This window comes from Gemmatimonadales bacterium (genome assembly GCA_036265815.1).
Classification (GTDB): domain Bacteria; phylum Gemmatimonadota; class Gemmatimonadetes; order Gemmatimonadales; family GWC2-71-9; genus CAVVWJ01.
The window spans coordinates 1-25,206 of record DATAOI010000049.1 but is presented as its reverse complement, the minus strand read 5'-3'; the positions used below and the strand labels follow the sequence as shown (position 1 = coordinate 25,206).

The following is a 25,206-nucleotide window of genomic DNA, read 5'->3' as shown; positions in this document are numbered from 1 at the left end:
CCGGCGAGCATTGGCTGAAGCGAGCAAAATCCTCGGTAGTCCGCACTGCGGGCGGGCGGAATCGGTTCTGGCGCGCCGGGGGGCGTGGGGGTCAGATTCCAAGCCTGAAACAGGCTAGACAACGGTGTTTCTTGTTCAATGTTGTGCTGTAAGCCATTATTTATGTGGTATTTGAGGCTTGCGATCTCAGGTGATATGTCTGCCATTCAAACCCAGTGAGAGAAGCCATGAACGCCACCCGGACCGCACCTGCTGCCGCCACCACGGTTGCCTCCACCGAGCGCATTCGAGCGCAGTTCCCCGCTCTCCAACGGCGCCACGGTGGCCACCCGGTGGCCTACTTCGATGGGCCCGGCGGCACCCAGGTCCCGAGCGCCGTGGCCGATGCCATGGCCGACTACCTGCTCCATCACAACGCCAATACCCACTGGCACTATCCCACCTCCCAAGAGACCGACGCCATGATCACGTCGGCCCGCGCGGCACTGGCCGATCTGCTCGGAGCTGACCCCACGGAAGTGGCATTCGGCGCCAACATGACGACGCTCACCTTTCACCTGGCGCGGGCGCTCGGCCGCGGGTGGGGGCCCACCGACGAGGTGGTCGTGACCGAGCTCGATCATCACGCGAACGTGGCGCCGTGGCGGGCGCTCGAGCGCGAGCGGGGCGTCACCATCCGCAGCGTGCCGATGGTGCCCGGCACGGGGCAGCTCGATTGGACGGCCTTCGAGCGGGCGCTCGGCCCGCGCACCAGGCTGGTGGCCGTGGGAGCGGCATCGAACGCGCTCGGCACCATCACTGACGTGGCTCGAGCGGCGGAGCTGGCACGGGCCGCCGGGGCGATGAGCTTTGTCGATGCGGTGCACTACGCCCCCCATCAGCTGGTCGACGTCCGGGTTCTCCAGTGCGACTTCCTGGCGTGCTCGGCCTACAAGTTCTACGGGCCCCACCTCGGCATTCTGTATGGGCGAAAGCATCGGCTCGAGCGGCTGCAGGTGCCCAAGCTCGATCCGGCCCCGGAGACGGCTCCTGAACGGATGGAGACTGGCACGCAGAATCACGAAGGGATCGCGGGGGCCGCGGCGGCCGTGGAGTTCCTCGGCTCGCTTGCAGAGGGTGGAACCAGGCGGGAGCGTTTGGTGGGGAGCTTCGGCGAGCTGCACGCCCGGGGACAGGCGCTGTTGCAGCGGCTCTGGCACGGGCTCGCGGCCGTGCCGGGAGTGATGTTGTACGGGCCTCCGCCGGGTCAGCCACGCACGCCCACCGTGGCGTTCACCGTTGCTGGTCGAAGCTCGGAGGAAGTGGCCGTCGCGTTGGCCGGAGACGGTGTGTTCGTCTCCACCGGTGACTTCTATGCGACGACGGTGGTGGCGCGACTGGGGCTGACCGCACAAGGTCTGGTACGCGCCGGCTGCGCCTGCTACACCACGGAGGAAGAGGTCGACCGGCTCGTCGCGGGCGTCGAGAGGCTGGTCAGATAGCCCAGATCGGGCCGGCTCATGCCTGCGCGATCGGAATCCGGATCCGGGTCCTCTCCCATTCCAGCACCAGACCGGCGCCCCCGGCGCCGGGCGCCGCCCGGATGGTGAAGGTCTCGATAGGCGTCTTGACTTGCTCGACAGGGACGGTGCCGCGCCCGACCTCCTGCGCCTTGACCGCGGGCGTGTAGTTGCTCTCCTCACCCCACTGCGACGTCGACCGGTTCACGATCACCTGCCACTCCTTAGCGCCCGGGACGGTGTAGAGCGAATACTTCCCCGGCGGCACTTTGATGCCGGCCACCGTGATCGGCACGGGCGTGAAGAAGATGGTCGGCTCGTTCGCCCCGGTGCGCCAGAGCTTTCCGAACGGCACGTTCTCTCCTCCGATCATCACCCGCCCACGGGAGGAGGGTCGTCCATAGCACAGTTTCACGGGCTGCTGGGCAACCTGGAAGGTGAGCGAGTCGAGCGGGCTCTTCCGGCCCTCTGCCGGGGTGGTCTTCGGATGGAGCACCTGGCAGGCGGTGTCCACCGCGACCGGTGCGAACGGCCGCATCGGAGCCGGTGTAGCGCCGGCTAACGAAGCGATGGTGAGAAGGGTGACCAATGGCATCGTCGGCATCCTGCGAATGGAGAGTCAAGGAAGCAGCGCATCACGCGCCTGGAGGGCCAGCGCGAGCGCGCGGTTGGGGTCCTCCGCCAGACAGTTGAGATGCCCCATCTTTCGCCCGGGTCGCGGCGCGGCCTTGCCGTAGAGATGGAGCCGCACGCCTGGCCGGCGGAACGCCTCCTCCCAGCGGGGAGTGCCGCCCATCCAGAGATCGCCTAGCAGGTTGATCATCGCCACCGGACTCAGCAGCCGCGGCTCCTCCAATGGAAGCCCGCAGAGTGTCCGGAGCTGGAGCTCGAACTGATCGATCGAGCATGCATCGATGGTGTAGTGTCCGCTGTTGTGGGGCCGAGGCGCCATCTCGTTCACCAGCAGGCGCCCGCCGTTGGCCACGAACATCTCGACGCCGAGCACCCCGCTGTAGTCCATCCGCTGCGCCACCGCGCAGGCGAGCTCCCGCGCCTCCCGCGCCAGCCGCGCGGAGACGCGCGCCGGGACCACCGTGGTCTCCAGGATACCATCCCGGTGCCGATTCTCTCCCACCGGAAACGCGACCGCAACGCCATCGCCTCCCCGCGCCAGCACCACCGATAGCTCGGTCTCGAGCACCACCCGCTCCTCCAGCACGCAGGCGACACCACCCAGTTGGGCGAACGCCCGCGCCGCATCCTCCGGCTTCTCGACCAGGGCTTGTCCCTTGCCGTCATAGCCGAACCGGCTGGCTTTGAGCAGCGCCGGGGTTCCCACCAGCTCCAGCGCAGCGGGGAGCTCGGCCGCGTTTCGCACGGGCTGGTAGCGCGCGGTGGCGAAGCCTTCGCGCTCGAGAAAGCCTTTCTCCTCGATCCGATCCTGCGCGATGGCGACTGTCCGCTCGGATGGACGGACCACGCAGGTCCGCCCCAGCTCTCGAAGCGTCGCGGCCGGCACGTTCTCGAACTCGGTCGTCACCGCGGCGCAGCTCGCCGCCAACTCGGCGAGCGCCGCTTCGTCCGTGTACGCGGCCATGATCTGCCGGTCCGCCACCTGGCCGGCGGGGCTCTGGGGATCCGGATCGAGCACCACCACCCGGTATCCCATGGTGCGGGCCTGAAGCACGAACATCCGGCCGAGCTGGCCGCCGCCGAGCACTCCGACAGTTGCGCCGGGCAGGATCACGCCGGATCCGGCAGCTTGAGCTCCAGTACGCGGGCCGTCTGCGTCCGGCGGAATTCCGCCAGCCGCGCCGCGAGCGCCGGGTCGCTCAGCGCCAGCACCGCCACGGCGTACAGTCCCGCGTTGTGCGACCCCGCCACTCCGACCGCGAACGTCGCGACCGGAATGCCGGCGGGCATCTGGACGATGGAGAGCAGCGAGTCGAGTCCCTGAAGGTGTTTCGAAGGCACCGGCACACCGAGCACGGGCAAGGTGGTCTTGGCCGCGAGCATGCCCGGCAGGTGGGCCGACCCGCCCGCCCCGGCGATGATGCAGCGGAGACCACGTCCCGCGGCTTCCTCCGCATACTGGAAGAGCAGGTCCGGCGTCCGGTGAGCGGACACCACCCGCCGCTCGTGGGGAACGTCGAACTCCCTGAGCCGGGTCGCGGCATGCTGCATCACCTCCCAGTCGGAGTCGCTTCCCATGACGATGCCGACGATGGGCTGAGTCATTGGATCCTCGTGATCGGTTGGTGCGGGCCGCCGCGGCTCGGCAGGCAGCAATTAAGGCTCGCCACGATGCCCATGGCAAGCGCGGTGTCAGGCCTCATTGATCGGGGCCGGCGCCGGCCCTAGCTTGACGCATCTTTCTCTGTGAGGTGCGGGATGCCACACCGGCGCGCTACTGATCGTGGACACGAGGCGACGCTGGACCTGACCGAGCCGGAGCGGCTGATCCAGGCCACGCTCGCGCATCGGCCGGTCACGTTTCGATATCAAGGACTGATGCGGACAGTCGAGCCGCACCTGGTGGGGATTCACGAAGCCGGAGAGCCGGTCCTGGTGGCGTATCAGTCGGAGGGGCCCAGCCGGAGCGGAGACCTTCCGGGGTGGCGCACGTTCATCCTGACGGAGGTCGAGGACGTCGTGGTGTCCGACGGCCAGTTTCCGGGCGCGCGGCCGGGCTTCAATCCGGGCTCGCATCCCATGCTGCTGATCCTGGCCAGAGCCTGACGCCAGGCCACCGGTCGATCGGGTCAGACCGTGGCGCGGGTGCGGTCCATCGTGCCCCGGGTGGCCAGCGCCGCCTGGGCCGCGGCCAGCCGAGCGATCGGCACCCGGAACGGTGAGCAGCTGACGTAGTTCATCCCCAGCTTGTCGCAGAAGGCCACGGCCGCTGGCTCGCCGCCGTGCTCGCCGCAGATGCCCAGCTTGAGGTCGCGGCGGGTACGCCGGCCCAGCTCGCACGCCATCTGGATCAGCTTGCCGACGCCCGCTTCGTCCAGGATCTGAAACGGATCGTCCTCCACCACGCCGTGCTCCAGGTAATACGGCAGGAAATGGCCCGCGTCGTCCCGGGAGAGTCCCCAGGTGGTCTGGGTCAGGTCGTTGGTGCCGAAGGAGAAGAACTGCGCCTCACGGGCCAGCTCGTCGGCCGTGAGGGCGGCGCGGGGCAGCTCGATCATGGTGCCGAGCAGGAACGGGACGGTGATCTGCCGCTCGCGGAACACCTCCTCCGCCACCTGCCGTACGATGAGCGCCTGCTTGCGGAACTCCACCACGCTGGCGGTGAGGGGGATCATCACCTCGGGATAGACCCGTCCCTTCCGCGCCGCCACGGTGCACGCCGCCTCGAAGATGGCGCGGACCTGCATGGCGGTGATCTCGGGATAGATGATGCCTAGCCGGCAGCCCCGGAGCCCCAGCATCGGGTTCACCTCGTGCAGCCGGTCGATCACTGACTGCAAGGCCCCGCGCTCCAGCTTGAGCTCCCGGGCGAGCGCCTCGATCTCCTCCGGCTCCTTGGGCAGGAACTCGTGCAGCGGCGGGTCGAGCAGCCGGATGGTGACCGGAAAGCCCTCCATCGCGCGGAAGATGGCCTCGAAGTCGGAGCGCTGCATCGGGAGCAGCTTGGCCAGCGCGCGCTCGCGACCCCGCTGGTCCTGCGCCACGATCATCTCCCGCATGGCGCTCAGCCGGTCGCCATCGAAGAACATGTGCTCGGTCCGGCAGAGGCCGATTCCTTCGGCGCCGAAGTCCCGGCCGCGGTGCGCATCGGCCGGCGTATCGGCGTTCACCCGGACCCGGAGCTGGCCGATCCGGTCGGCCCACTCCATCAGCCGGAGGAAGTCGCCGCTCAACTCGGAGGTGACCAGCGCGGCCTGCCCGGCGAACACCTGTCCGGTGCCGCCGTTCACCGTGATCCATTCGCCTTCGGCGACCTGCCGGCCGTTGACCGAGAAGCGGCCTGCTTTCTCGTCCACCTCGAGCGCCTGCGCGCCGGCCACGCAGGGCTTGCCCATCCCTCGCGCCACCACCGCGGCATGCGACGTCATCCCGCCCCGCGCCGTGAGCACCGCCTTGGCCATCACCATGCCGTGGAAGTCTTCGGGCGACGTCTCCCGCCGCACCAGGATCACCGGGTGGCCGCCCCGCCCGAGCTTCTCGGCGCGGTCGGCGTCGAACACCACCGTGCCGCAGGCGGCGCCGGGGGAGGCGGGAAGCCCGGTGGTGAGCAGGTCGAGCTTGCTGTGCGGATCGATCGTGGGATGGAGCAGCTGGTTCAGGTCGTTGGGCGGAATACGCGCCACCGCCTCTTCCTCCGAGATCAGCTCTTCGTCCACCATGTCGCACGCCACTCGCACCGCCGCGTGGCCCGAGCGCTGGCCGCGCCGGGTCTGCAGCATGTAGAGCTTGCCGCGCTCGATGGTGAACTCCATGTCCTGCACGTCGCGGAAGTGACGCTCGAGGGTGCGGGCGACCCGGTCCAGCTCCTGGTACGACGCCGGCAGCTGGTCCTTCAGCGTGGCGATCGGCAGCGGCGTCCGGCTGCCCGAGACCACGTCCTCGCCTTGTGCATTGAGCAGGTACTCACCGTAGAGCGCCCGGACCCCGGTGGACGGGTCCCGGCTGAAAGCGACACCGGTGCCCGAGTCCTCGCCCAGGTTGCCGTAGACCATCGCCACCACGTTGACGGCGGTGCCCATGCTGTCGGGAATGTCGTGCAGCTTCCGGTAGTCGATGGCCCGCCGGGTGTTCCAGCTTTCGAACACCGCCGCGATGGCACCCCAGAGCTGGTCCAGCGCGTTGCTGGGGAAGTCGCGCCCGGCCTCGGCGCGGACGTGGTCCTTGAACCGGCGCACGAGCGCCTGCATCTCCTCGACCGGCAGATCGATGTCTCGCTCCGCACCGCAGCCGCGGCGCTGCTCCTCCAGCATGTGCTCGAACGGCTGCTTGGGAAGATCGAACACCACCGTGCCGTACATCTGGACGAACCGCCGATAGGAATCCCAGGCGAACGTCGGGTTGCGGCTCTGTCGGGTGAGTCCTTCCACCGTGACGTCGTTGAGCCCGAGGTTGAGGATGGTCTCCATCATCCCGGGCATGGAGACGGCGGCGCCCGAACGCACCGACACCAGCAGCGGGTTGTCGCCATCGCCGAAATGCTTCCCCGTGGCGGCTTCGACCCGCTGCAGCGCGTTCTCCACCTGGTGCTGAAGGCGCTTGGGGAACTGCTGATTTTCGAGATAGTGTAGGCAGATCGAGCTGGCGATGGTGAAGCCGGGCGGGACGGGGATGCCGATGGTCGTCATCTCGGCCAGGCCGGCTCCCTTGCCGCCCAGCACGTCCTTCATGGCGGCGGTCCCGTCGGCCCGGCCCTGGCCGAAGGAGTAGACCAGCGGCTGGCTGTAGGGGCCGCTCATGCCGGCGTCGCCACCAGCGGGGAGGCGTGGCGAAGCTGCACCAGATCACCCGGAATCGGCGTCGGATAGTCGCCGGAGAAGCAGGCATGGCAATAGCCGGTCTCGCTGCCGGCCGCGCGGAGCATGCCGTCCAGCGAGAGGTACCCCAGCGAATCCACCCCGAGAAACTCCTGGATCTCCTCGATCGAGTGGGTCGCGGCGATCAGCTCTTCCCGGGTGGGCGTGTCGATGCCGTAGAGGCACGGGCCAGTGATCGGTGGCGAGCCCAGGCGGAGATGAACTTCGCGCGCCCCCGCGGCGCGGATCATCTGGACCAGGCTCTTGCTGGTATTCCCCCGGACCAGGCTGTCGTCCACCACCACCACCGACTTGCCCTGGATGACCTCCCGCACCGGGTTGAACTTGATCTTCACCTTGGCCACCCGATGGTCCTGGGTCGGGTTGATGAAGGTCCGGCCCACGTAGTGGTTGCGGATGAGTCCGTACTCCAGCTTGATGCCCGCCGCCTCGGAGAACCCGAGCGCCATGGCATTCGAGCTGTCGGGGACGCTGAACACCACCTCGCCTCGCGGCGCGGGCTGTTCCCGGGCGAGCTGCCGCCCGATCTCCCGGCGCACCCGGTCGACCGATTCGCCGAAGATGGTGCTGTCCGGCCGGGCGAAGTAGACCAGCTCGAAGACACACCGGCTCACCGGACGAGGGGCCAGCCGGGGCAGCTCGGTTACCCGGCCGTCCTCGATGCGAATGAACTCTCCCGGCTGGAGCTCGCAGGTAACGTTGGCGCCGAGCAGGTCCAGCGCGCAGGTCTCCGAAGCGAGCACCATCCCGCTGCCCAGCCGGCCGAGCACCAGGGGACGGAACCCGCGGCTGTCGACCACGGCGTACAGCGTGCGGCCCACGGCGATGATCAGGCTGTAGGCCCCGTCCACCTGCTCCAGCGCCTCGCGGATCTGCCCTTCCACCGTGTCGGCGTCCGAGCGGGCGATCAGGTGCACCAGCACCTCGGTGTCCGAGCTGGTGGTGAAGATGGCCCCGCGTTCCACCAGCTCGCGCTTGATCTCGGCGGCGTTCACGATGTTGCCGTTGTGCGCGATGGCCAGCGGGCCGCAGCGGGTGTTGACGCTGCAGGGCTGCGCGTTGGCCAGAACCGTGCTCCCGGTGGTGGAGTAGCGGGTGTGACCCACCGCGACGTCTCCCGGCAGGGTAGCCAGGACGGCCTCATCGAACGTCTCTGACACCAGGCCCATTCCCCGATGTGCCCGCGCCGCTCCCTTCATGTCCACGGCCACCATCCCCGCGCTCTCCTGCCCCCGGTGCTGCAGGGCATAGAGTCCGAGGTAGGTGAGCCGGGCCGCGTCGGGGATTCCGGAAACGCCGATGATGCCGCACATCTTACTCTCCAGCCGAGCGATCGACGTCGGGATGCTGCATCCGCCGTGGGATCGCCGTGAAATAAGTCCGCCGTAATGCCGAGATATCCCAGGTGAACAGGCGGGCACCTGCCCGAAGTTCCAGCGAGGAGGCCGCCTGCTCTACCCGGCCCGCGCGGAGAGCGGGCACCTGATGGTCCCGGCAAAGGGCCAGGAGCGCCTCGACCCGGTCCGGGGCGCAGGAGATCACTGCGCGGGCGCCGTCCTCCCCATAGAGCAGGGCGTCCGGCTGAATACCGGGGGCATGGTCGGTGAGATCGAGCGCCACGCCGAATCCCTCTCCGGCGTAGGGCCCGCCCATCGCGGCCTCCGCGAGCGCCACGAGGAGCCCGCCCTCCGAGCAGTCGTGCGCTGAGCGGAGGAGTTGGCGGCCGGCAGCCGCCACCAGCAGATCCTGCAGCCTGCGCTCGGCCGCGAGGTCCACTGGCGCGGGTTGGCCACCGATGAAGTTCCGCACCTCGGCCCAGTAGGCAGAGCCGCCGAGCTGCCCACGGGTGGCACCCAGGATCAGCACCTCGTCGCCCGCGGCAGCAAAATGGCTGGGTACCCGATCGGCCACCCGCTCGAGCAGGCCGATCATCCCGATGGTCGGCGTCGGGTCGACGGCGCCGCCAGGACTCTCGTTGTAGAACGAGACGTTGCCGCCGGTCACCGGCGTCCCGAACGCGACGCACGCCTCGGAGATGCCCCGGCAGGCTTCGCGGAACTGGAAGAACACGTCCGCCTTCTCCGGATTCCCGAAGTTGAGGCAGTCGGTGATCCCCAGTGGCCTGGCCCCGGTACAGGCGATGTTCCGCGCCGCCTCCGCGACGGCGGCCTTCCCGCCCTCGTACGGATCGAGCGCGACCACGCGGTTGTTGCAGTCCACGGTGACGGCGATCCCGAAGCCAGTGCCGGCAACCCGGAGGACGCCGGCGTCTCCTCCCGGGCCGAGCACGGTGGAGGCCTGCACGGTGGAGTCGAACTGCTCGTACACCCAGCGTTTGCTCGCGAGGCTGGGCGAATCGAGGAGCAGCATCAGCGCGTCCTCGATGTCTGCCTTGGGAGGCAGGTTCGGTCCGGCGGACCGGCGGGCTCGTGCGGCGCCGCTTTCCTCCGCCTCGGGATGATAGATGGGGCAGTCCTCGACCAGGCGCTGCCCCGGAACGGCCGCAACGACGATATCGCCGTGGCGGACCCGGAAGATCCCGTCGTCGGTCACCCGGCCGATCGGCGTGGCGCTGAGCTCCCACTTGGCGCAGACGGCCTGGATCTCCTCCATCCGCCGCGGCTCGGCCACGACCAGCATCCGCTCCTGGGATTCGGACAGCAGGATCTCGTACGGCGTCATCCCCGGCTCGCGAGTGGGCACCAGTGCGGTGTCGATCTCGACCCCGACCCCGCCGCGCGCCGCCATCTCCGCGCTGGAGCTGGTGAGCCCGGCCGCGCCCATGTCCTGGATGGCGACGATCAGCCCCGAGGTGATCAGCTCGAGGCTGGCCTCCAGCAGGAGCTTCTCGGTGAACGGATCGCCCACCTGGACCTGGGGCCGGCGGGCCTCGCTCTTCTCCGAGAGCTCCTCCGACGCGAAGCTCGCGCCGTGGATGCCGTCCCGGCCGGTGCGTGCTCCGACGCAGAGCAGCACATTGCCGACCCCGTGCGCGGCGGCCCGGATCAGGTCGGATTCCCGGAGCAGGCCGACGCACATGGCGTTCACCAGCGGGTTGCCGGTGTACCCCGGCGCGAAGCCGACCTCGCCGCCGAGCGTGGGAACGCCGACGCAGTTGCCGTAGTCGCCCACCCCGCGTACCACGCCGGCGAACAGGTAGCGGTTGTGTGGCTGATCCAGCGGGCCGAACCGGAGGCTGTTGAGCACCGCCACGGGCCGGGCGCCCATGGTGAACACATCGCGCAGGATGCCGCCGACGCCGGTGGCGGCACCCTGGTACGGCTCCACTGCGGACGGGTGATTGTGGGATTCGATCTTGAACGCGACCGCCCACCCGTCCGGCAGCCGGAGCACGCCGGCGTTCTCGCCCGGCCCCTGAACCACCTGGGGACCACTGGTCGGAAAGGTCTTGAGCACAGGCCGGGAATGCTTGTAGCTGCAGTGCTCGGACCAGAGGGCCGAGAAGATTCCCAGCTCGGTCAGGGTCGGCGTGCGGCCCAGCAGCTCCAGCATCCGGCCGTACTCCAGCTGGTTGAGGTTGTGCTCGCGCACCACCTCGGGCGTGATCGGCCGCTCGCCCGGGAAGGCGGCTGCTTCGGTCGATCCCGCCGCGACGGCACCGGTCACGGATGCCGCCGCGCGGATTTGCGGATACTGACGAACGCATCGGTCAGGACCCGGGTGAGCAGCGCGGGGCGGTCCTCGTGCGCGATCTGCTCGACCTCACCGGCGTCCAGCCACATTCCGCCGCAGTGGGGGCAGCTCTCGATCTGCACCCCGTGGTACTCGCTGGTCACCAGGTCGTACCCATCCTTGGGACACTTCATGAAATGGCTGTGCCGCTCCAGCTCCCGCGCCGCCGCGCGGGCGAGCTCTCGCTCCCGCTCGCGCAGCTCGGCGTCCTTCTTGACGAAATACTCCTCTTCGTTACGGCTGGGTTTGTCGTTGCTCATCTGCTGGGCATGCTCAGGGTGAAGGATGACCCGGGCTGCCACGCGGCCATCGAGGTGAAGAACTCCAGGCCGTCGGGCAGCCCCTGCATCGGGTCGGTGATGCGCTCCGGGTGCGGCATGATGCCCACCACCGTGCCGTCGGCATTGCAGATGCCGGCGATGTGATTGGCGGAGCCATTGGGGTTGGGTTGCAGCGGCGAACCTTCGGTGGCTGGCACGTAGCGCAGCACCACCCGGCCCTCCGCCTCCAGCATGCGCAGCGTGTCTTCCGCCGCCACGAACCGGCCGTCGCCGTGCGCCACGGGCAGGCGGAGACGGGCCTTCGTGGCGTAGGCGGAAGTGAAGACGGTCGCGGTGCGCTCCACGATCATGTCCACCGGCTTGGAGACGAAGGTCAGCCCGGCGTTCCGCATGAGCGCGCCGGGCAGCAGGTGGGCCTCGCACAGGATCTGGAATCCGTTGCAGATCCCCAGCACCGGTCCGCCTCCGGCGGCGTGGCGCTGCACTGCCTGCATCACCGGGCTGAACCGGGCGATGGCGCCGCTGCGCAAGTAGTCGCCGTAGCTGAAGCCGCCCGGAAGGAGCACCAGGTCGGCCCCGTGCAAGTGAGTATCCCGGTGCCAGACGAAGTACGCCTCGGTGCCGGCCTGCTCGGCGGCCCGCAGGGTGTCGAAGTCACAGTTGCTGCCGGGAAAGCGAACCACCGCGACCTTGAGCATCAGACCTCCTCCACCTGGAGCAGGTAGTCCTCGGTCACCGGATTGGCCAACAGCTTGTCGCACATCTGGCGGACCCGCGCCTCCGCCTGCGCGCGGGTGGGTGCTGCCACCTCGAGCTCGATGGCGCGTCCGATCCGGACACCGTCTGCCTCCGGAAAGCCCAGCGCCGCGAGCGCGTGCTCGACGGCCTGCCCCTGCGGGTCGAGCAGTCCGGTTCTGGGCATCACCCGCACGTGCACACGAAAGCTCATCGGTCCTCGGAAGGTTTGCGCCGGTCGGCCCAACCCGCTCGCCGCTCGCGCGGCGAGCCGCCGGCCTGCTGTTCGGTCCGCTCCTGGGGCTCGGTCGCGTCCTCCGGGCCGAGCTGCGTCTCCGGCCGTTCCATCAGCCCCAGCACGGTGGCGCGGGAGATGCCGAACACCATGTAGAAGAGCCCCAACGGAAAGAGAAAATACTCGGGTCGGACGAGGCCGCCGATCAGGATCACCAGGTGCACCACCAGGCCGAAGATTCCCTTGGCGCTCCGCACCCCGATGGCCGGGAACTTGGGGTACTTCACGTTGCTGACCATGAGCAGCGCCAGCAGGAGCACCAGCACCACCAGGCCCTGATGCTGCAGGTCGAGATAGGCGATCGACGCGCGGTACCATTCGGTCTGACTGAATGGATAATAGACGGCGAGGGTCATGCCCGCCGCAGGCGACGGCATTCCGGTGAACCAGCCGGTGGACGGCTTTCCGGCGGAGACCACGTTGAAGCGGGCCAGCCGGAGTGCCACCGAGGTCACGTAGATGTACGAGAGGATCCAGGAGAAGCGGCCCGCGCTCGCGAAGTCGAGGAAATAGATCAGTAGGGCGGGCGCGACCCCGAACGAGATCACGTCGACCAGCGAGTCCAGCTCGGCCCCGAACCGGGACCCGGTGTTGGAGAGCCGGGCCACCCGGCCGTCCAGCATGTCCAGAATCCCGGCGAAGACGATAAACCAGCCGGCCCAGCGGAAGTTGCCGTTGAAGGCGGAGACGATGGCCCAGAACCCGAAAAACAGGTTTCCCAGGGTAAAGGCGCTGGGCATGACCACCACCACTTGCCGCATGGTGGGGCGCCTCATGCGCTCCCGTCGGGGGATCAGCTCCATTCGGCCACCACTGTCACCCCCACCCGCGTGGTCTCCCCGACGTGCACCAGCAGCCGGGTTCCCTGCGGGAGGAAAAGGTCCACTCGCGAGCCGAAGCGGATCATCCCCATCCGCTGGCCCTGCCGGACCGGCGTCCCGACCTGGTGGTCGGTGACGATCCGCCGCGCCACCAGTCCCGCGATCTGCCGCACCAGCACCTTGCCGCGCGGCGTGTCCAGTCCGATCGACGCCTGCTCGTTCGCCAGACTCGACTTCTCCGCCGCTGCGTGCCCGAAGCTACCCGCATTGTAGTGCCGGTACGCGACGCTCCCGTCGACCGGATAGCGGTTCACGTGGCAGTCGAACACGTTCATGAAGATCGAGATCCGCGCGGCGCGGCCGCGCATGAACGCCGGCTCGTCGACCTCCACCACGCTCACCACCTTGCCATCCGCCGGCGCCACGATGAGGCGCTCGCCGCGGGCCCATTCGCGCTCGGGATCGCGGAAGAAGGCGACGACCCACACCGCCAGGAGCAGCCAGGCGATCGCTCCGAGCCACCAGGCGAGCGTACCTGCACGCGCCGCCGCGAACAGCAGCGCGAGTGCGACAACCCAGGCACCGAGGATGAACCACCGGCCCTCCGGGGCCGTGCGGATCATGCCTCGTCCTCGAGGTCGCGCCCGGTGAGCAGGCGAAACGCCTCGAGGTAGCGGCGGCTGGTGGCGTCGACCACGTCGGCCGGGAGCGGCGGCGGGGGAGCCTCGCCGTTCCAACGACCTTCGGTCCTCAACCCCGCGAGGTAGTCGCGCAGCGGCTGCTTGTCGAAGCTCGGCTGGCTCCGGCCCGGCTGGTAGCGATCGGCCGGCCAGAAGCGGGAGGAGTCCGGCGTCAGCACCTCGTCGATCAGCCGGAGCGTGCCGCCCGAGTCGGTCCCGAACTCGAACTTGGTGTCCGCGATGATGATCCCGCGCTCCGCGGCGTAATCTCGTCCCGCGCGGTAGACCGCGAAGCTCGCGTCGCGAAGGCGGGCGGCAAGCTCGGCGCCCAGGCTCGTGGCCACGGCGCCGAAGGTCACGTTCTCGTCGTGTCCGGTCTCCGCCTTGGTGGCCGGGGAGAAGAGCGGCGGCTCCAACCGGGCGCTCTCGATTAGTCCCGGCGCCAGCGTCTCACCGGCCAGGGTTCCCGATTTCCGGTACTCGGCCCAGGCGGAGCCGGAGAGGTAGCCCCGCACCACGCACTCGAAGGGCAGCGGGACGGTGCGCCGCACCAGCATCGCGCGGCCCGCCAGCTCCGCGGCGTGCCCGGCCAGCGCGGGGATCCGCTGGAGGATCCGCTGGGTGCTCGCGGTGAAAAAGTGTGACGGCACCACTCCGGAGAGGCGCTCGAACCAGAAGGCGCTGATCTGGGTGAGCACGGCGCCCTTCCTCGGAATCGCTTCGCGCATCACCACGTCGAACGCGCTCACCCGGTCGCTCGCGACCATCAGGAGATGCTCGGCATCCACCTCGTACACCTCGCGAACCTTGCCGCGGCGAAGCAGCGGGAGCGGCAGCCGGCTTTCCGCCAGGACGGTCATACCCGCACCTCCGCAGTCTCGGCTTCCGCGGCGAGCGGACGCGCCCGGCGGAGCAGGGGATCCAGATACTCGTCCAGAAATTCGCCCACTTGCTGGGCGGCCCTGCCGGTGTAGTTGGCGGGATCGAGCTCCGCGCGCAGCGCCGCGGCCGGTACCGAGCGAAAGGCCGGATCGGCCGCGAGCCGGTCGAGCAGGTCGTTGGGGGCGCCCCGGCTGACCGCCTCGGCGACGGCGAGGCTGTGCTGGCGGATGACCTCGTGCAGCGCCTGCCGGTCGCCGCCGCCGGCCACGCCGAGCATGAGCCAGCGCTCGGTGGCCATGAACGGCATCTGCTCGGCCACGTGGCGGCGAATCACGTCTTCTCTGAGCTCCAGCCCCGCCGCGATGTTGGTGGCCAGGATCAGGATGGCGTCGGCCGCGAGAAACGCCTCGGGCAGGGTGAGCCGGCGGTTGGCGCTGTCGTCGAGGCTCCGCTCCAGCCACTGGCTCGCGGCGGTGTGGGCGGCGTTGGCCTGGAGCGAGATGACGAACCGGGCCAGCCCGCTGATGCGCTCCGCCCGCATCGGGTTGCGCTTGTACGCCATCGCGCTGGAGCCGACCTGCTCCGACTCGAACGGCTCCAGCAGCTCGCCCTCGTGCTGCAGCAACCGGAGATCGCCCGCCATCTTCCCCGCCGACTGGGCGATCCCGCTCAGCCCATCGAGCACCATGCTGTCGGCCTTGCGGGAGTAGGTCTGGCCGGTGACGGCGAACTGCTCCCGGAAGCCCAGCTTCCGGGTGACCCGCCGCTCCAGCTCGCGGACCTTCTCGTGGTCGCCCTGGAACAGCTCCAGGAACGATGCCTGCGTCCCCGTGGTGCCCTGGCACCCGCGGAATCTCAGTGTCTCCAGCCGCTGGATTACTTCCTCCACGTCCAGGGCGAAGTCCTGCATCCAGAGCGTGGTGCGCTTGCCGACCGTGGTGAGCTGCGCCGGCTGAAAGTGGGTGTACGCGAGGCAGGGCATGGCCGCCGTACGCCGGGCGAATCCTTCGAGGGCCGACAGCACCGCGAGGAGCCGGCCGAGCAGCAGGCGGAGCCCTTCGCGCATGACGATCAGGTCGGCGTTGTCGGTGACGAACGCGCTGGTGGCACCCAGATGCAGGAAGGCGCGCGCCTTCGGCGCCTGCTCACCGAAGGCGTGGATGTGCGCCATTACGTCGTGGCGGAAGCGGCGCTCGTACCGCGCCGCCGCGGCCAGGTCGGCGGTGTCGAGCTGCGCCCGCATCTGCTCGAGCGCCTCCTCGGGTACATCCAGACCCAGCTCCCGCTCCGCTTCAGCCAGCGCGAGCCAGAGCCGGCGCCAGAGACCAATCCGATGGGGCTCGCCCCACAGCGTCTGCATCGCCGGGGAGGCGTAGCGAGTGCCGAGTGGAGAGCGCCAGCGATCGTCGGTCATCGGAAAGCCAGGTCGGTGAAGGTGATCTGACCGTCCCGCTCGAAGTAGACCCGGATCGGCTCGCCCGAGCGCGCGGTGAGCAGCTGTTCGACCTGGGATCCATTCCGCACCGCGGTGCGGTTGATCGCCACGATCACGTCGCCGGGCTGCAGGCCGGTGGCCTGGCTCACCTCCGGCGAGATCTTGAAGATGAGCGCGCCGCGCTCGCTCCGGATCCCCCGCTCGGCCTGGACCGAGGGTGTGACCGTGATCAGCTGGAGATCGTGCAGAACCGTCACCTTCTTCGCGGTCACCGTGGGCACGTCGCGAGTGACGATCCGTCGCTGACTGGTGTCCCGGCCGCTCCGCACGGTGAGATCGACCGCGTCGCCCACGTGCAGATCGAGCTTGACCGCCTCCCAATCGAGGTAGTTGCGGAGCCGCCGCCCATTGGCCTGCACCAGCACGTCGCCGGTGCGTAGCCCCGCGCGTGCCGCGGGCCCGTCGGGCGTCACGCCCGCGACCTCCACGCCGCCCTGGCTCTTCCAATTCCGCATGGCCGCGGCACCTGGGATATCCAGGCCGACCCAGGCGCGGCGGACCGCGCCGTTGCGGATGATCTCGTCGGCCACTCGGAGGGCGCGCTCGATCGGAATGGCGAACCCGAGCCCCACCGAGCCGCCGCTGTTGCTGAAGATGGAGGAGTTGATGCCGACCACCTCGCCCAACGCGTTGGTGAGCGGGCCGCCGGAGTTGCCCGGGTTGATGGCCGCGTCGGTCTGAATCATGTCCAGGTAGAGGCCGGTCTGCTCTTGATTCGGCAGGATATTGCGGCCGGTGGCGCTCACCACGCCCACGGTGACGGTCGGCTCCGCATTCCCCAGCAGGTAGGCGTAGGGATTGCCGAGTGCCACCACCCATTCGCCGATCATGAGATCGGTGCTGCGCCCCGTGGTGACCACCGGGAGTCCCTGGCGGTCGACCCGAAGCACCGCGATATCCGTGAGCGGGTCTTCGCCCAGCACCTTGGCGCGGACGTCGCTGCCGTCGGTCAGCGTCACCACCACCTGGTCGGCGTTGGCGACCACGTGCTGATTGGTGAGAATGATGCCGTTCGGTCGGATCACGAATCCGGTGCCGTAGCCCTGCACCACCCGCGCGCCCTCGGGCACGAAGAAGAAATCCCAGGGCGAGCTGGGTGGCGCCTGCTGGTGCGAGGTGACGTTGATCGACACCACGGCACCTGCGGCCCGCTCGACCGCGGCGACCAGGGCGGTTCGCCGGGAGCTGGCCACCGCCGCCTGCGTATCCGCCCGGATGGCGGTGGCCTGGGCCGCCGATGTCGTGGTGTGAAGGGGAGCCGGCCTGCTGGCCGCGGGCGCCGCTGCCGGTCGCTCGCGGCAGCCGGCGAGCAGGAGAATCAGGACGACCGCGCCGCTACGACTCATGCGCCACGGCCTGCGATTCCGCATTGAGCTCGGCGAACAGCTCGGGAGGATACGTGGCGGCGACGAAATAGAGACCCTGGGGCGGCGCCGGAGGACTGGTCTCCTGGTTGTCCCCTCGCGCCAGCAGACCGGCGATGTCCTCCGCCGGCCGGCGGCCGAGTCCCACGTCCACCATCGTCCCGACCAGCATGCGCACCATGTGGTGCAGGAAGCGATCGGCCTCCACGTGGAAGCTCACGCCCCGGCCCTCCGAGCGCTCGCGCCACTCCGCGAGGCCGAGCCGGCAGCGGTAGTGCGGCTTGGGGGCGCCTTTGGCGGCGAAGGCGCGGAAGTCGTGCTCGCCTGCGACCAGTCGAGCCGTGGCGCCGAGTGCATCCACATCGAGCGGCCGCCCCAAGGCCCATTCGAACGGCCGCCGAAACGGCGAGGCGGACGCCTCGTCCAGGCCGATGTCGTAACGGTAGCGTCGCGAGATGGCGCTCTTCCGGGCGTGAAAGCCCGGCTGCATGAGATGGAGGGACTCGACCCAGCAGTCGCGAGGGAGCAGTGCGTTCAGGGCTCGGCGGAGCGATCCGATGGTCCAGGTGGCCGGCGCCGAGAAGCTGACGGCGAGGCCGGAGGCGTGGACGCCGGCGTCGGTACGGCCGGCCGCGTGGGCCACCAGGCGCCGGCCGCAGAGTCGCTCCAGTACGCGCTCGAACTCGGCCTGGACCGATCGGCCGGCGGGCTGGCGCTGCCACCCGACAAACCCGGTTCCGTCGTAGTGCAGCGTGGCGAGAAAGCTCCGGCTCATCGGCCCGAAATCTAGCGCCGCGAGACCCCCCGAGCAAGCTACGCAAATGCTTGTCACGATTGACAAAAGGCCCCTTCCTCGGATACACTTTTTCGCACTCGCTCACTCCCTACCACTCCGATGGCGTAACGCATCGTGACCCAGGACGCTCCGCTGCGCTTCGCCCTTCACCAGCTGGCCCTCGGCGCCTCGCTGTCGGACGCCGCCGCCGCCGCCGCGTTCGGCGTGCTGATGCGGGGCGAGGCGAGCCCGGTGCAGACGGCCGCGCTGCTGATGGGACTCCGGGCCAAGGGCGAAACGGCGGACGAGATCGCGGGCGCGGCCACCGCGCTCCGCATCGCGATGCTGCGGCTGGAGGTGGGCGGCGGCGAGCTGCTGGTGGACACCTGCGGCACGGGCGGGGGTCGCGTGGGCACCCTGAACATCTCGACCGCCGCGGCGCTGGTGGCCGCCGGCGCCGGTGTTCCGGTGGCGAAGCACGGCAACCGGAGCTACACCTCCCGCTCCGGCTCCGCCGATGTGCTCGAGTCACTCGGCGTGCGAATCGATCTGCCGGCGGAGGCCGCGGCCCGGGTGCTGGAGCGGACCGGAATCGTCTTCCTGTTCGCTCCGATGTACCACCCGGCGATGCGTCACGTCGGACCGGTGCGGCGGGAGCTCGGGACCGGCACCATCATGAACCTGCTGGGGCCGCTGGCGAATCCCGCGGGTGCGCGACGCCAGGTCATCGGGGTCGCCGACCGCGAGCGGGCGCCGCTGGTAGCCGCGGCGCTGGCTCGTCTGGATGCGATCCACGCGCTGGTGCTGCACGCCGTGGTGGGCATGGACGAGGTGAGCCCGTCGGGACGGACTGAGGTGTGGGAAGTGCGCGAGGGACGGGTCGATCACTGGCAGATCGATCCCGCGGCGCTCGGTCTCCGCTGCGACGATCTGGATGGCCTGACAGGCGGCGAGCCCGGGGAGAACGCCGCCAGGATCGAGCGGCTGCTCCAGGGTGGCGGTGAGCCGGTCGAGCGCTGCGCGGTGCTGCTCAACGCGGCCTGCGCGCTTTACGTGTCGGGGCGCGGCTGGTCCTTGGAAGAATCCGCCGCACGCGCTGCACAGGCGCTGCACGGTGGGGCAGGAATGGAGGCCCTGCACCGGCTGAGAGCCGCAGCGCCCCGGGGCGAGAGCGAAACGCTCAGTATTTGCGGATGACTCCGACCACGACGCCCTGGATCAGGACGTCCCGCTCCTGAAAGCGCATCGGCTGCATGGAGGCGTTGGCCGGCTGAAGGCGGATCCAGCCACCCGGTTCCCGGTAGAACTTCTTCACGGTGGCTTCGCTCCCGTTGACCAGGGCGATGACCATCTCGCCGTTCTCCGCGCTCTGCTTGCCATGCACCACGACCAGATCTCCGTCCAGGATATGCTCGTCGATCATGGACGTCCCCTGGACTCGAAGCGCGTAGTTCGGCCCCCGGCGCGGCAACATCTGATCGGGAACGGCGATGGTCTCCTGGTGCATGAGCGACTCGATGGGGGTGCCCGCCGCGACCTTGCCGAGCAGGGGAATCTCACTGGCGGCCGACGTGCCACGCGGCGGCAGCACCTCGATGGAGCGGCTCTCGTTGTAGGAACGGCGGATGTAGCCCTTGCGCTCGAGATTGGTCAGATGCTCGTGTACCGTGGCGAGGGACTGGAATCCGAATCGCTCGGCGATCTCCTCGAAGCTGGGCGCGTAGGAGTGCTCCTGGATGTGTCCCTGCAGGTAGGAGAGAATTTCGCTCTGGCGCTTGGTCAGGGGCATCGGGATTCCTCCTCAGCAGCGGTCGACCGAATAGAGCCCGAATAACAGTACCCGAAGACCGGCCGAAGGACAAGATGCCCGTCACTCTGGACCAGATCCTCATCTCGACCAGGGACCAGCTCCCTGGGCTCCGCCGCCGGCGCAGCGCGCTGGAGCGGGAGGCGCGAGACGCCGCACCGCCGCCTTCGTTTGCCGGCGCGCTCCGGCGGCAGAGCGTCGCGGTGATCGCCGAGGTGAAGCGCCGGTCGCCGTCCTCAGGCACGATCCGGGATGATCTCGACCCGGGGGAGCGGGCCTCGCGTTACGCCAGACACGGCGCGGCCGCCATCTCGGTGCTGACCGACGGACCGTTCTTCGGCGGCTCGGTGGATGACCTCCGTACCGCCGCCACTCGGGCAGGTGTGCCGGTGCTCCGGAAGGACTTCATCCTGGACGAGCTGCAGATCGTGGAGGCCCGCGCGGCCGGCGCGGCGGCGGTGCTGCTGATCGTGCGTGCGCTGGAGCCGACGCGCCTCGAGCTCCTGCTCGCCACCGCGAGGGAGTACGGGCTGGATGCCTTGGTGGAGGTACATACCCCGGCGGAGCTGGAGCGGGCGCTCTCTGTCGGGGCGGGGATCCTGGGCATCAACAGCCGCGATCTGGATTCGTTCGCCATCGATACCGCGGCCGCGTGGCGCGTGATCCAGGCGGTCCCGGCCGATCGAGTTGCCGTGGCGGAGAGCGGGATGGCCTCCGTGGCCGATGTGGAGCGGGCCGCGGCGGCGGGTGCCGACGCTGTCCTGATCGGAACCGCGCTGTCGGCCGCCCTCGATCCCGACGGCCTGATGGCCGGGCTCTGCCGGATCCCGCGTCATGCGCGTTAGGGCCAAGATCTGCGGGCTCACCCGGCCGGCGGATGCCAGCGCGGCCGCCGATGCCGGCGCCTCGTTCCTGGGCGTCGTTTTTGCTGTTGGACACCGGATGGTCACCCCTGAACGGGCCGCCGAAGTGACCGCCGGTGCGAACGGGGTCCCCGTCTTCGGAGTCTACGACACCCAATCGGTCGAGGAGATTCTCCGGATCAGCCGGACCGCCGGCCTGTCCGGGGCCCAGCTGCACGGGCCCTATTCCCGTCCGGCGGCGGTCCGATTGCGGGCGGAAGGGCTGGTGGTGTGGCGGGTCGCCCGCATCGCCGCGCCCGGCGACCTGGACTCGCTTCCGGAGACGGCGAGCGATGCGGATGCCGTGCTGGTGGAGCCTCTCGTGCCGCATGCTCTGGGCGGGACGGGCGTTTCGCTGGACCTGGCCCTGGCTCGGGAGGCCCGTGCGCGGCTGGCCGGCGACACCATGGTCCTCGCCGGAGGGCTGAGCCCGGGGAGCGTGGCGCGGGCGGTGGCACTCGTTCGACCCGAGGTGGTCGATGTAAGTTCAGGGGTCGAGTACCTTCCGGGCATCAAGGACCCCGACAAAATCTCGAGTTTTCTGGAGGCGCTGTTTGGCCCTAGCCCCATCACCTGAGCGGGCGGTCGCCGGCCGGTTCGGACCATACGGCGGCCGCTACGTCCCCGAGACGCTGGTTGCCGCGCTGGACGATCTCGCGGCGCTCTACGACGGCGTGCGGGGTGACCCGGGGTTCTGGGCCGAATACGAGCAGCTGCTGACTGAATTCGTGGGGCGCCCGTCGCCGATCACCGAGGCCGTGCGGCTCGGAGCCGAGGTCGGCGCCACCCTGCTGCTCAAGCGGGAAGACCTGAATCACACCGGCGCGCACAAGATCAACAACACGATCGGGCAGGCGCTGCTCGCCGTCAGGATGGGCAAGCGGCGGATCATCGCCGAGACCGGCGCGGGCCAGCACGGTGTGGCAACGGCCACGGTGTGCGCTCGCTTCGGGCTCGAGTGCGTGGTGTACATGGGCGAGGAGGATGTGGCCCGGCAGCGACTCAACGTCTACCGGATGGAGCTGCTCGGTGCCACCGTCGTGCCCGTCGGCTCGGGCACTCGCACCCTCAAGGATGCCACCAACGAGGCGCTGCGCGACTGGGTGACCAACGTTCCCACGACCCACTACATCATCGGCTCGGTGGTCGGACCCGATCCCTACCCCCGCATGGTGCGCGACTTCCAGTCGGTGATTGGACGCGAGGCGCGGAGCCAGGTGCTGGCCCGCTACGGGCGGCTGCCCCACACCGTGGTCGCATGCGTTGGCGGCGGGTCCAACGCGATGGGGATCTTCGCCGGATTCCTGGACGACACCGGCGTGCGGCTGGTGGGCGTGGAGGCGGCGGGCGAGGGCCTCGCCTCGGGCCTGCACAGCGCCACGCTCGAGGCGGGGTCGCCCGGGGTGCTGCACGGCAGCCTGAGCTATCTGCTGCAGGACGCGGACGGGCAGGTGGCACCCGCCCACTCGGTGTCGGCCGGTCTGGACTACCCCGGGGTGGGACCGGAGCACAGCTACCTGCACGACAGCGGACGAGTGGCGTACGAGTCCGCCACCGACGCCGAAGCGCTCGATGCATTCCAGGCGGTGTGCCGGCTCGAGGGGATCATCCCCGCGCTGGAGACGGCGCATGCGTTCGCCTGGGTCCGTCGGATGGCGGGAGGCTGGCCGGCCGGTGCGCTGGTGCTGCTCTGTCTCAGCGGGCGCGGCGACAAGGACGTGGCGCACGTGGCGCAGTTGCTGAGGCCACCCGCGTGACGGCCGGCCAGCCCGCGGCGGAAGTGCTTCCCGCGTCCCAGATCTCGGAGCTGATCAACGGCCTGGTGAAGGCGCTCCGCGCGTACCACATGTATCTGCCCAACAATCCCATCTATCAGCGGGCCACGGAGAACCTGCGGTCCGCCTTCATTCCGGTCTGGGCCGCGCTGGATCAGCTGGTCCTCACGGTGGCGGAGACGGATTTCATCTGGGAAGATCAGGTGGTGTACCACCAGCTCAACAAGAGCGAGAGCCTCGCCTGGGGCCTGTTCAAGGACGGGATGCGCTCGCTCACCATCTCCCACGGCGCCGAGCTCGACGAGCTGCCCCGATTCCTGGAGACGATCAACCGCGCGCGCTTCCTCGCGGCCGATGCGGGCGACGACCTCCTCACGCTCTTATGGGAGCAGGAATTCGACCTCATCCAGTACAAGTTCATCGAGTTCTTCGGCGAGGGCGGGGGCGCGCTGCCGGAGCAGACCGGCACCTATGCGACCGCGGGCGCCGCTGACGACCAGGCCGCCAAACAACGCCACGCCCAGGCGGCCGAAGAGGCCCCTCCCCGGCCCAAGGGAGTGGTCGACCTCGACGAGTTCGATGCCACCCTCTACTTCCTGGACGAGAAGGAGATCAACCAGGTGGCCCGGGCGGTGGAGGAGGAGTACGCCCGAGACGTGCGCGGCGCGTCCCTGAACGTGCTGTTCGATCTGTTCGAGATGCAGAACGAACCCGAGATCCGGGGTGAGATCCTCAGCGCCGTCGAGCATCTCTTTCCTAATTTCCTCAACCTGGGGGACTTCCGGACCGCCGCCAGCATCCTGCGCGAGTGCGGGCAGCTGGCACAACGCATCTCGGCGCTTCGAGAGGAGCACAAGGAGCGGCTCACGGGCTTCGTCGCCAAGCTGAGCGAGGCGGCGATCGTGAGCCAGCTCCTGCAATCGCTGGACGAGGCCCCCGCGCTGGCCGGCGAAGCCCACGTGGCCGAGCTGCTGCGGGAGCTCCGCGCCTCGGCGCTGGAGCCGATCCTCACCTGGATTCCCAATCTTTCCTCCGCGCCCCTGCGCACGCTGCTCGAGGGCGTAGCCGACCGCCTGGCCGAGAGCCACCCGTCGGAAGTGTTGCGCATCCTCAAGGATCCAGAGTCGCCCGCGCTCGCGCCCGTGGTGACCCTCTGCGGTCGGCTCGGCCTGCATCAGACAGTCCCCGGGTTGGGGGAGACGGTGGTGCATCCGCTGCCCGCGGTTCGGCTCGCGAGTGTGCAGGCGCTCGCGCAACTGGCCACGCCGGCCGCCATGACCCTGATCGACAAGGCACTGGACGACGACGATCGGGGGGTTCGGTTGGCGGCCGTCCGGGTGGTGGGGAGCCGGGGATACAAGGGCGCGCAACGCCGGGTGGAGGCGATCGTGCTGGGCAAAGCGGTGAAGGAGATGGATCTCACCGAGAAGATGGCTTTCTTCGAGGCCTACGGCGCGATCGCGGGCGCTGGCGGCCTCAAGCCGCTCAGCGCCTTACTGCTGCCGCGTGGGATGTTGCGGATGAAGCAGTCATCCGAGGTCCGCGCCTGCGCCGCGATCGCGCTCGGGAAGATCCGCACCCCGGAGGCCCGCGAGCTGCTGCAGCGCGCGGCCGACGACAAGGATCCCGTAGTGCGGAACGCCGTGAACCGCGCCCTGCGGGAGACCGGAACGTGACCCAGCCGGCCGACGCCACCGCCCGCGCCGCGCCGGAGGGCCAGCTCCGCCACGGTGGTCGCGTCCTGCTGCTGGCGCTCTATACCGCGCTCCGGAGCCTCAAGCTCTACCCGGTCGAGAACGCAACCGTCCAGAAGGCGCTCGACGACCTGGACACCGCCGCGCGCGGGCTGCTGGCCGTGGAGAACGACCTCGAGCTGCGGCTGGCGGGCGACTTCATCTTCGTGAATGCCACCCGGCTCCGGCTCGAGCTCGACAACTACGCCTCCTTCAGCCACATCCTCGCCGTCCTCCGCGCCTTCGACATCGGCGCCCTCCGGATCCATTCCACCGCCAACCGCCGGGAGTGGCAGATCCTGCTGAGCCTGCTGCTCAGTCTGTCCGAACGGGGCCAGCCGGAGGAGCGCTTCGAGGAGCTCTTCGCGCGCCTGGACGCGGGGCAGGTCAAGGGGCTCGAGATCGAGCACGCCACCCAGCACGATCCCGACGCGGAGCAGGCCAAGGAGGCGGCCAAGCGGGTCTACGCCCAGGGCGTCGCGGTCACCAAGGACGTGATCACCGGTGTCCGCCTGGGACGCGCCACCAGCGTGAAGAAGGTAAAGCGCGCGGTGCAGCTCATCGTGGACCAGGTGCTCAACAACGAGACCTCGGTGGTGGGACTCACCACCATCCGCGACTATGACGAGTACACCTTCACCCACTCGGTCAACGTCTGCATCTTCTCGGTGGCGCTGGGGAAGAAGCTGGGCTTCCCCCGGATCCAGCTCTACGACCTGGGAATGACGGCGCTGCTGCACGACGTGGGCAAAGCCCGGGTGCCCGTCACCATCCTCAACAAGACCACCGGTCTGGACGAGCAGGAGTGGCGGGTAATGCAGGCCCACCCCTGGCTCGGAGCGATCACCCTCTTCGGCATGCGGGCGCACGAGGAGACTCCCTACCGGTCCATCCTGGTGGCCCACGAGCATCACATGAAGACCGACCTGAGCGGCTATCCCAAGACCATCCGGCCACGGCAA

24 protein-coding genes are annotated in these 25,206 nt (G+C 69.3%); 8 read left to right on the top strand and 16 right to left on the bottom strand.

Translation table 11 applies throughout. The features are described 5' to 3' along the window. Window positions 1-227 precede the first annotated feature (227 nt). Window positions 228-1,481, top strand: coding sequence for a cysteine desulfurase-like protein (locus VHR41_10205; protein HEX3234558.1), 1,254 nt, complete (start codon window positions 228-230; stop codon window positions 1,479-1,481). 16 nt (window positions 1,482-1,497) lie between these two features. Here the strand turns inward: VHR41_10205 and VHR41_10200 are convergent, their stop codons facing one another. From VHR41_10200 to purE, 3 genes are read right to left on the bottom strand one after another with little or no spacing between them, the layout of a single operon-like run. Beyond that, complete coding sequence (locus VHR41_10200) at window positions 1,498-2,094, bottom strand: DUF2911 domain-containing protein (GenBank protein ID HEX3234557.1); 597 nt, start codon at window positions 2,092-2,094, stop codon at window positions 1,498-1,500. A gap of 24 nt (window positions 2,095-2,118) precedes the next feature. After that, the gene (locus tag VHR41_10195) at window positions 2,119-3,246 is read right to left on the bottom strand and encodes a 5-(carboxyamino)imidazole ribonucleotide synthase (GenBank protein HEX3234556.1); all 1,128 of its coding nucleotides are present in this window, start codon (window positions 3,244-3,246) and stop codon (window positions 2,119-2,121) included. Further along, on the bottom strand, window positions 3,243-3,737 hold the full coding sequence (purE, locus tag VHR41_10190; protein HEX3234555.1) for a 5-(carboxyamino)imidazole ribonucleotide mutase: 495 nt from the start codon (window positions 3,735-3,737) through the stop codon (window positions 3,243-3,245). The genes VHR41_10195 and purE overlap by 4 nt, the downstream gene beginning before the upstream one ends. A 153-nt stretch (window positions 3,738-3,890) precedes the next feature. On the opposite strand from purE, the gene VHR41_10185 reads away from it, so the two are divergent. Then, complete coding sequence (locus VHR41_10185) at window positions 3,891-4,238, top strand: hypothetical protein (protein ID HEX3234554.1); 348 nt, start codon at window positions 3,891-3,893, stop codon at window positions 4,236-4,238. 23 nt (window positions 4,239-4,261) lie between these two features. Here VHR41_10185 and ppdK read toward each other — a convergent pair whose 3' ends face one another. From ppdK to truA, 12 genes are read right to left on the bottom strand one after another with little or no spacing between them, the layout of a single operon-like run. Further along, entirely contained in the window at window positions 4,262-6,928 is a 2,667-nt protein-coding gene (gene ppdK / locus VHR41_10180; GenBank protein ID HEX3234553.1) for a pyruvate, phosphate dikinase, read from the bottom strand. Then, entirely contained in the window at window positions 6,925-8,319 is a 1,395-nt protein-coding gene (gene purF / locus VHR41_10175) for an amidophosphoribosyltransferase (protein ID HEX3234552.1), read from the bottom strand. Before purF ends, ppdK begins: the two co-directional genes overlap by 4 nt. Window position 8,320: 1 nt before the next feature. Continuing rightward, window positions 8,321-10,633, bottom strand: coding sequence for a phosphoribosylformylglycinamidine synthase subunit PurL (gene purL / locus VHR41_10170; protein ID HEX3234551.1), 2,313 nt, complete (start codon window positions 10,631-10,633; stop codon window positions 8,321-8,323). Further along, window positions 10,630-10,959 (bottom strand): zf-TFIIB domain-containing protein, encoded by a 330-nt coding sequence (locus tag VHR41_10165; GenBank protein HEX3234550.1) that lies wholly within the window; start codon window positions 10,957-10,959, stop codon window positions 10,630-10,632. Before VHR41_10165 ends, purL begins: the two co-directional genes overlap by 4 nt. Continuing rightward, complete coding sequence (purQ, locus tag VHR41_10160) at window positions 10,956-11,678, bottom strand: phosphoribosylformylglycinamidine synthase subunit PurQ (protein ID HEX3234549.1); 723 nt, start codon at window positions 11,676-11,678, stop codon at window positions 10,956-10,958. The genes VHR41_10165 and purQ overlap by 4 nt, the downstream gene beginning before the upstream one ends. Beyond that, a complete protein-coding gene (purS, locus tag VHR41_10155) occupies window positions 11,678-11,929 on the bottom strand; it encodes a phosphoribosylformylglycinamidine synthase subunit PurS (GenBank protein ID HEX3234548.1) in 252 nt (83 codons plus the stop codon). The genes purQ and purS overlap by 1 nt, the downstream gene beginning before the upstream one ends. Next, complete coding sequence (gene pssA / locus VHR41_10150) at window positions 11,926-12,786, bottom strand: CDP-diacylglycerol--serine O-phosphatidyltransferase (protein HEX3234547.1); 861 nt, start codon at window positions 12,784-12,786, stop codon at window positions 11,926-11,928. The genes purS and pssA overlap by 4 nt, the downstream gene beginning before the upstream one ends. Window positions 12,787-12,803: 17 nt before the next feature. After that, window positions 12,804-13,454, bottom strand: a complete 651-nt coding sequence (locus VHR41_10145) for a phosphatidylserine decarboxylase family protein (GenBank protein HEX3234546.1) — start codon at window positions 13,452-13,454, stop codon at window positions 12,804-12,806. Continuing rightward, window positions 13,451-14,371, bottom strand: coding sequence for a phosphoribosylaminoimidazolesuccinocarboxamide synthase (locus tag VHR41_10140; GenBank protein ID HEX3234545.1), 921 nt, complete (start codon window positions 14,369-14,371; stop codon window positions 13,451-13,453). Before VHR41_10140 ends, VHR41_10145 begins: the two co-directional genes overlap by 4 nt. Next, entirely contained in the window at window positions 14,368-15,807 is a 1,440-nt protein-coding gene (gene purB, locus VHR41_10135) for an adenylosuccinate lyase (GenBank protein ID HEX3234544.1), read from the bottom strand. The genes VHR41_10140 and purB overlap by 4 nt, the downstream gene beginning before the upstream one ends. Further along, complete coding sequence (locus tag VHR41_10130; GenBank protein ID HEX3234543.1) at window positions 15,804-17,234, bottom strand: trypsin-like peptidase domain-containing protein; 1,431 nt, start codon at window positions 17,232-17,234, stop codon at window positions 15,804-15,806. The genes purB and VHR41_10130 overlap by 4 nt, the downstream gene beginning before the upstream one ends. Beyond that, entirely contained in the window at window positions 17,224-18,027 is an 804-nt protein-coding gene (gene truA / locus VHR41_10125; protein ID HEX3234542.1) for a tRNA pseudouridine(38-40) synthase TruA, read from the bottom strand. The genes VHR41_10130 and truA overlap by 11 nt, the downstream gene beginning before the upstream one ends. A 135-nt stretch (window positions 18,028-18,162) precedes the next feature. On the opposite strand from truA, the gene trpD reads away from it, so the two are divergent. After that, entirely contained in the window at window positions 18,163-19,224 is a 1,062-nt protein-coding gene (gene trpD, locus VHR41_10120) for an anthranilate phosphoribosyltransferase (protein HEX3234541.1), read from the top strand. Here trpD and lexA read toward each other — a convergent pair. After that, window positions 19,208-19,816 carry a transcriptional repressor LexA gene (gene lexA, locus VHR41_10115; protein ID HEX3234540.1) on the bottom strand — a complete coding sequence of 203 codons (609 nt, stop codon included), beginning with the start codon at window positions 19,814-19,816 and terminating at the stop codon, window positions 19,208-19,210. The two genes, trpD and lexA, sit on opposite strands and share 17 nt — an antisense overlap. A 74-nt stretch (window positions 19,817-19,890) precedes the next feature. On the opposite strand from lexA, the gene trpC reads away from it, so the two are divergent. From trpC to VHR41_10090, 5 genes are all read left to right on the top strand, one after another. Further along, the gene (gene trpC / locus VHR41_10110; GenBank protein ID HEX3234539.1) at window positions 19,891-20,679 is read left to right on the top strand and encodes an indole-3-glycerol phosphate synthase TrpC; all 789 of its coding nucleotides are present in this window, start codon (window positions 19,891-19,893) and stop codon (window positions 20,677-20,679) included. Beyond that, window positions 20,669-21,313, top strand: coding sequence for a phosphoribosylanthranilate isomerase (locus tag VHR41_10105; GenBank protein ID HEX3234538.1), 645 nt, complete (start codon window positions 20,669-20,671; stop codon window positions 21,311-21,313). The genes trpC and VHR41_10105 overlap by 11 nt, the downstream gene beginning before the upstream one ends. Further along, on the top strand, window positions 21,291-22,493 hold the full coding sequence (trpB, locus tag VHR41_10100; protein ID HEX3234537.1) for a tryptophan synthase subunit beta: 1,203 nt from the start codon (window positions 21,291-21,293) through the stop codon (window positions 22,491-22,493). Before VHR41_10105 ends, trpB begins: the two co-directional genes overlap by 23 nt. Next, window positions 22,490-24,187, top strand: a complete 1,698-nt coding sequence (locus VHR41_10095; GenBank protein ID HEX3234536.1) for a HEAT repeat domain-containing protein — start codon at window positions 22,490-22,492, stop codon at window positions 24,185-24,187. The genes trpB and VHR41_10095 overlap by 4 nt, the downstream gene beginning before the upstream one ends. Continuing rightward, the coding region (locus VHR41_10090; protein HEX3234535.1) for an HD domain-containing phosphohydrolase at window positions 24,184-25,206 on the top strand (1,023 nt) is incomplete at its 3' end. The genes VHR41_10095 and VHR41_10090, both read left to right, overlap by 4 nt.

Excerpts from the sequence above, each read along its gene's own strand:
- VHR41_10205 (HEX3234558.1), top strand. The coding sequence starts at position 228 with ATGAACGCCACCCGGACCGCACCTGCTGCCGCCACCACGGTTGCCTCC.
- ppdK (HEX3234553.1), bottom strand. The coding sequence starts at position 6,928 with ATGAGCGGCCCCTACAGCCAGCCGCTGGTCTACTCCTTCGGCCAGGGC.
- purE (HEX3234555.1), bottom strand. The coding sequence starts at position 3,737 with ATGACTCAGCCCATCGTCGGCATCGTCATGGGAAGCGACTCCGACTGG.
- VHR41_10105 (HEX3234538.1), top strand. The coding sequence starts at position 20,669 with ATGCGCGTTAGGGCCAAGATCTGCGGGCTCACCCGGCCGGCGGATGCC.
- VHR41_10140 (HEX3234545.1), bottom strand. The coding sequence starts at position 14,371 with ATGACCGTCCTGGCGGAAAGCCGGCTGCCGCTCCCGCTGCTTCGCCGC.
- VHR41_10200 (HEX3234557.1), bottom strand. The coding sequence starts at position 2,094 with ATGCCATTGGTCACCCTTCTCACCATCGCTTCGTTAGCCGGCGCTACA.
- lexA (HEX3234540.1), bottom strand. The coding sequence starts at position 19,816 with ATGCCCCTGACCAAGCGCCAGAGCGAAATTCTCTCCTACCTGCAGGGA.
- VHR41_10165 (HEX3234550.1), bottom strand. The coding sequence starts at position 10,959 with ATGAGCAACGACAAACCCAGCCGTAACGAAGAGGAGTATTTCGTCAAG.
- pssA (HEX3234547.1), bottom strand. The coding sequence starts at position 12,786 with ATGAGGCGCCCCACCATGCGGCAAGTGGTGGTGGTCATGCCCAGCGCC.
- VHR41_10130 (HEX3234543.1), bottom strand. The coding sequence starts at position 17,234 with ATGAGTCGTAGCGGCGCGGTCGTCCTGATTCTCCTGCTCGCCGGCTGC.
- purB (HEX3234544.1), bottom strand. The coding sequence starts at position 15,807 with ATGACCGACGATCGCTGGCGCTCTCCACTCGGCACTCGCTACGCCTCC.
- purS (HEX3234548.1), bottom strand. The coding sequence starts at position 11,929 with ATGAGCTTTCGTGTGCACGTGCGGGTGATGCCCAGAACCGGACTGCTC.
- truA (HEX3234542.1), bottom strand. The coding sequence starts at position 18,027 with ATGAGCCGGAGCTTTCTCGCCACGCTGCACTACGACGGAACCGGGTTT.
- trpC (HEX3234539.1), top strand. The coding sequence starts at position 19,891 with ATGCCCGTCACTCTGGACCAGATCCTCATCTCGACCAGGGACCAGCTC.
- purF (HEX3234552.1), bottom strand. The coding sequence starts at position 8,319 with ATGTGCGGCATCATCGGCGTTTCCGGAATCCCCGACGCGGCCCGGCTC.
- VHR41_10185 (HEX3234554.1), top strand. The coding sequence starts at position 3,891 with ATGCCACACCGGCGCGCTACTGATCGTGGACACGAGGCGACGCTGGAC.
- purQ (HEX3234549.1), bottom strand. The coding sequence starts at position 11,678 with ATGCTCAAGGTCGCGGTGGTTCGCTTTCCCGGCAGCAACTGTGACTTC.
- VHR41_10145 (HEX3234546.1), bottom strand. The coding sequence starts at position 13,454 with ATGATCCGCACGGCCCCGGAGGGCCGGTGGTTCATCCTCGGTGCCTGG.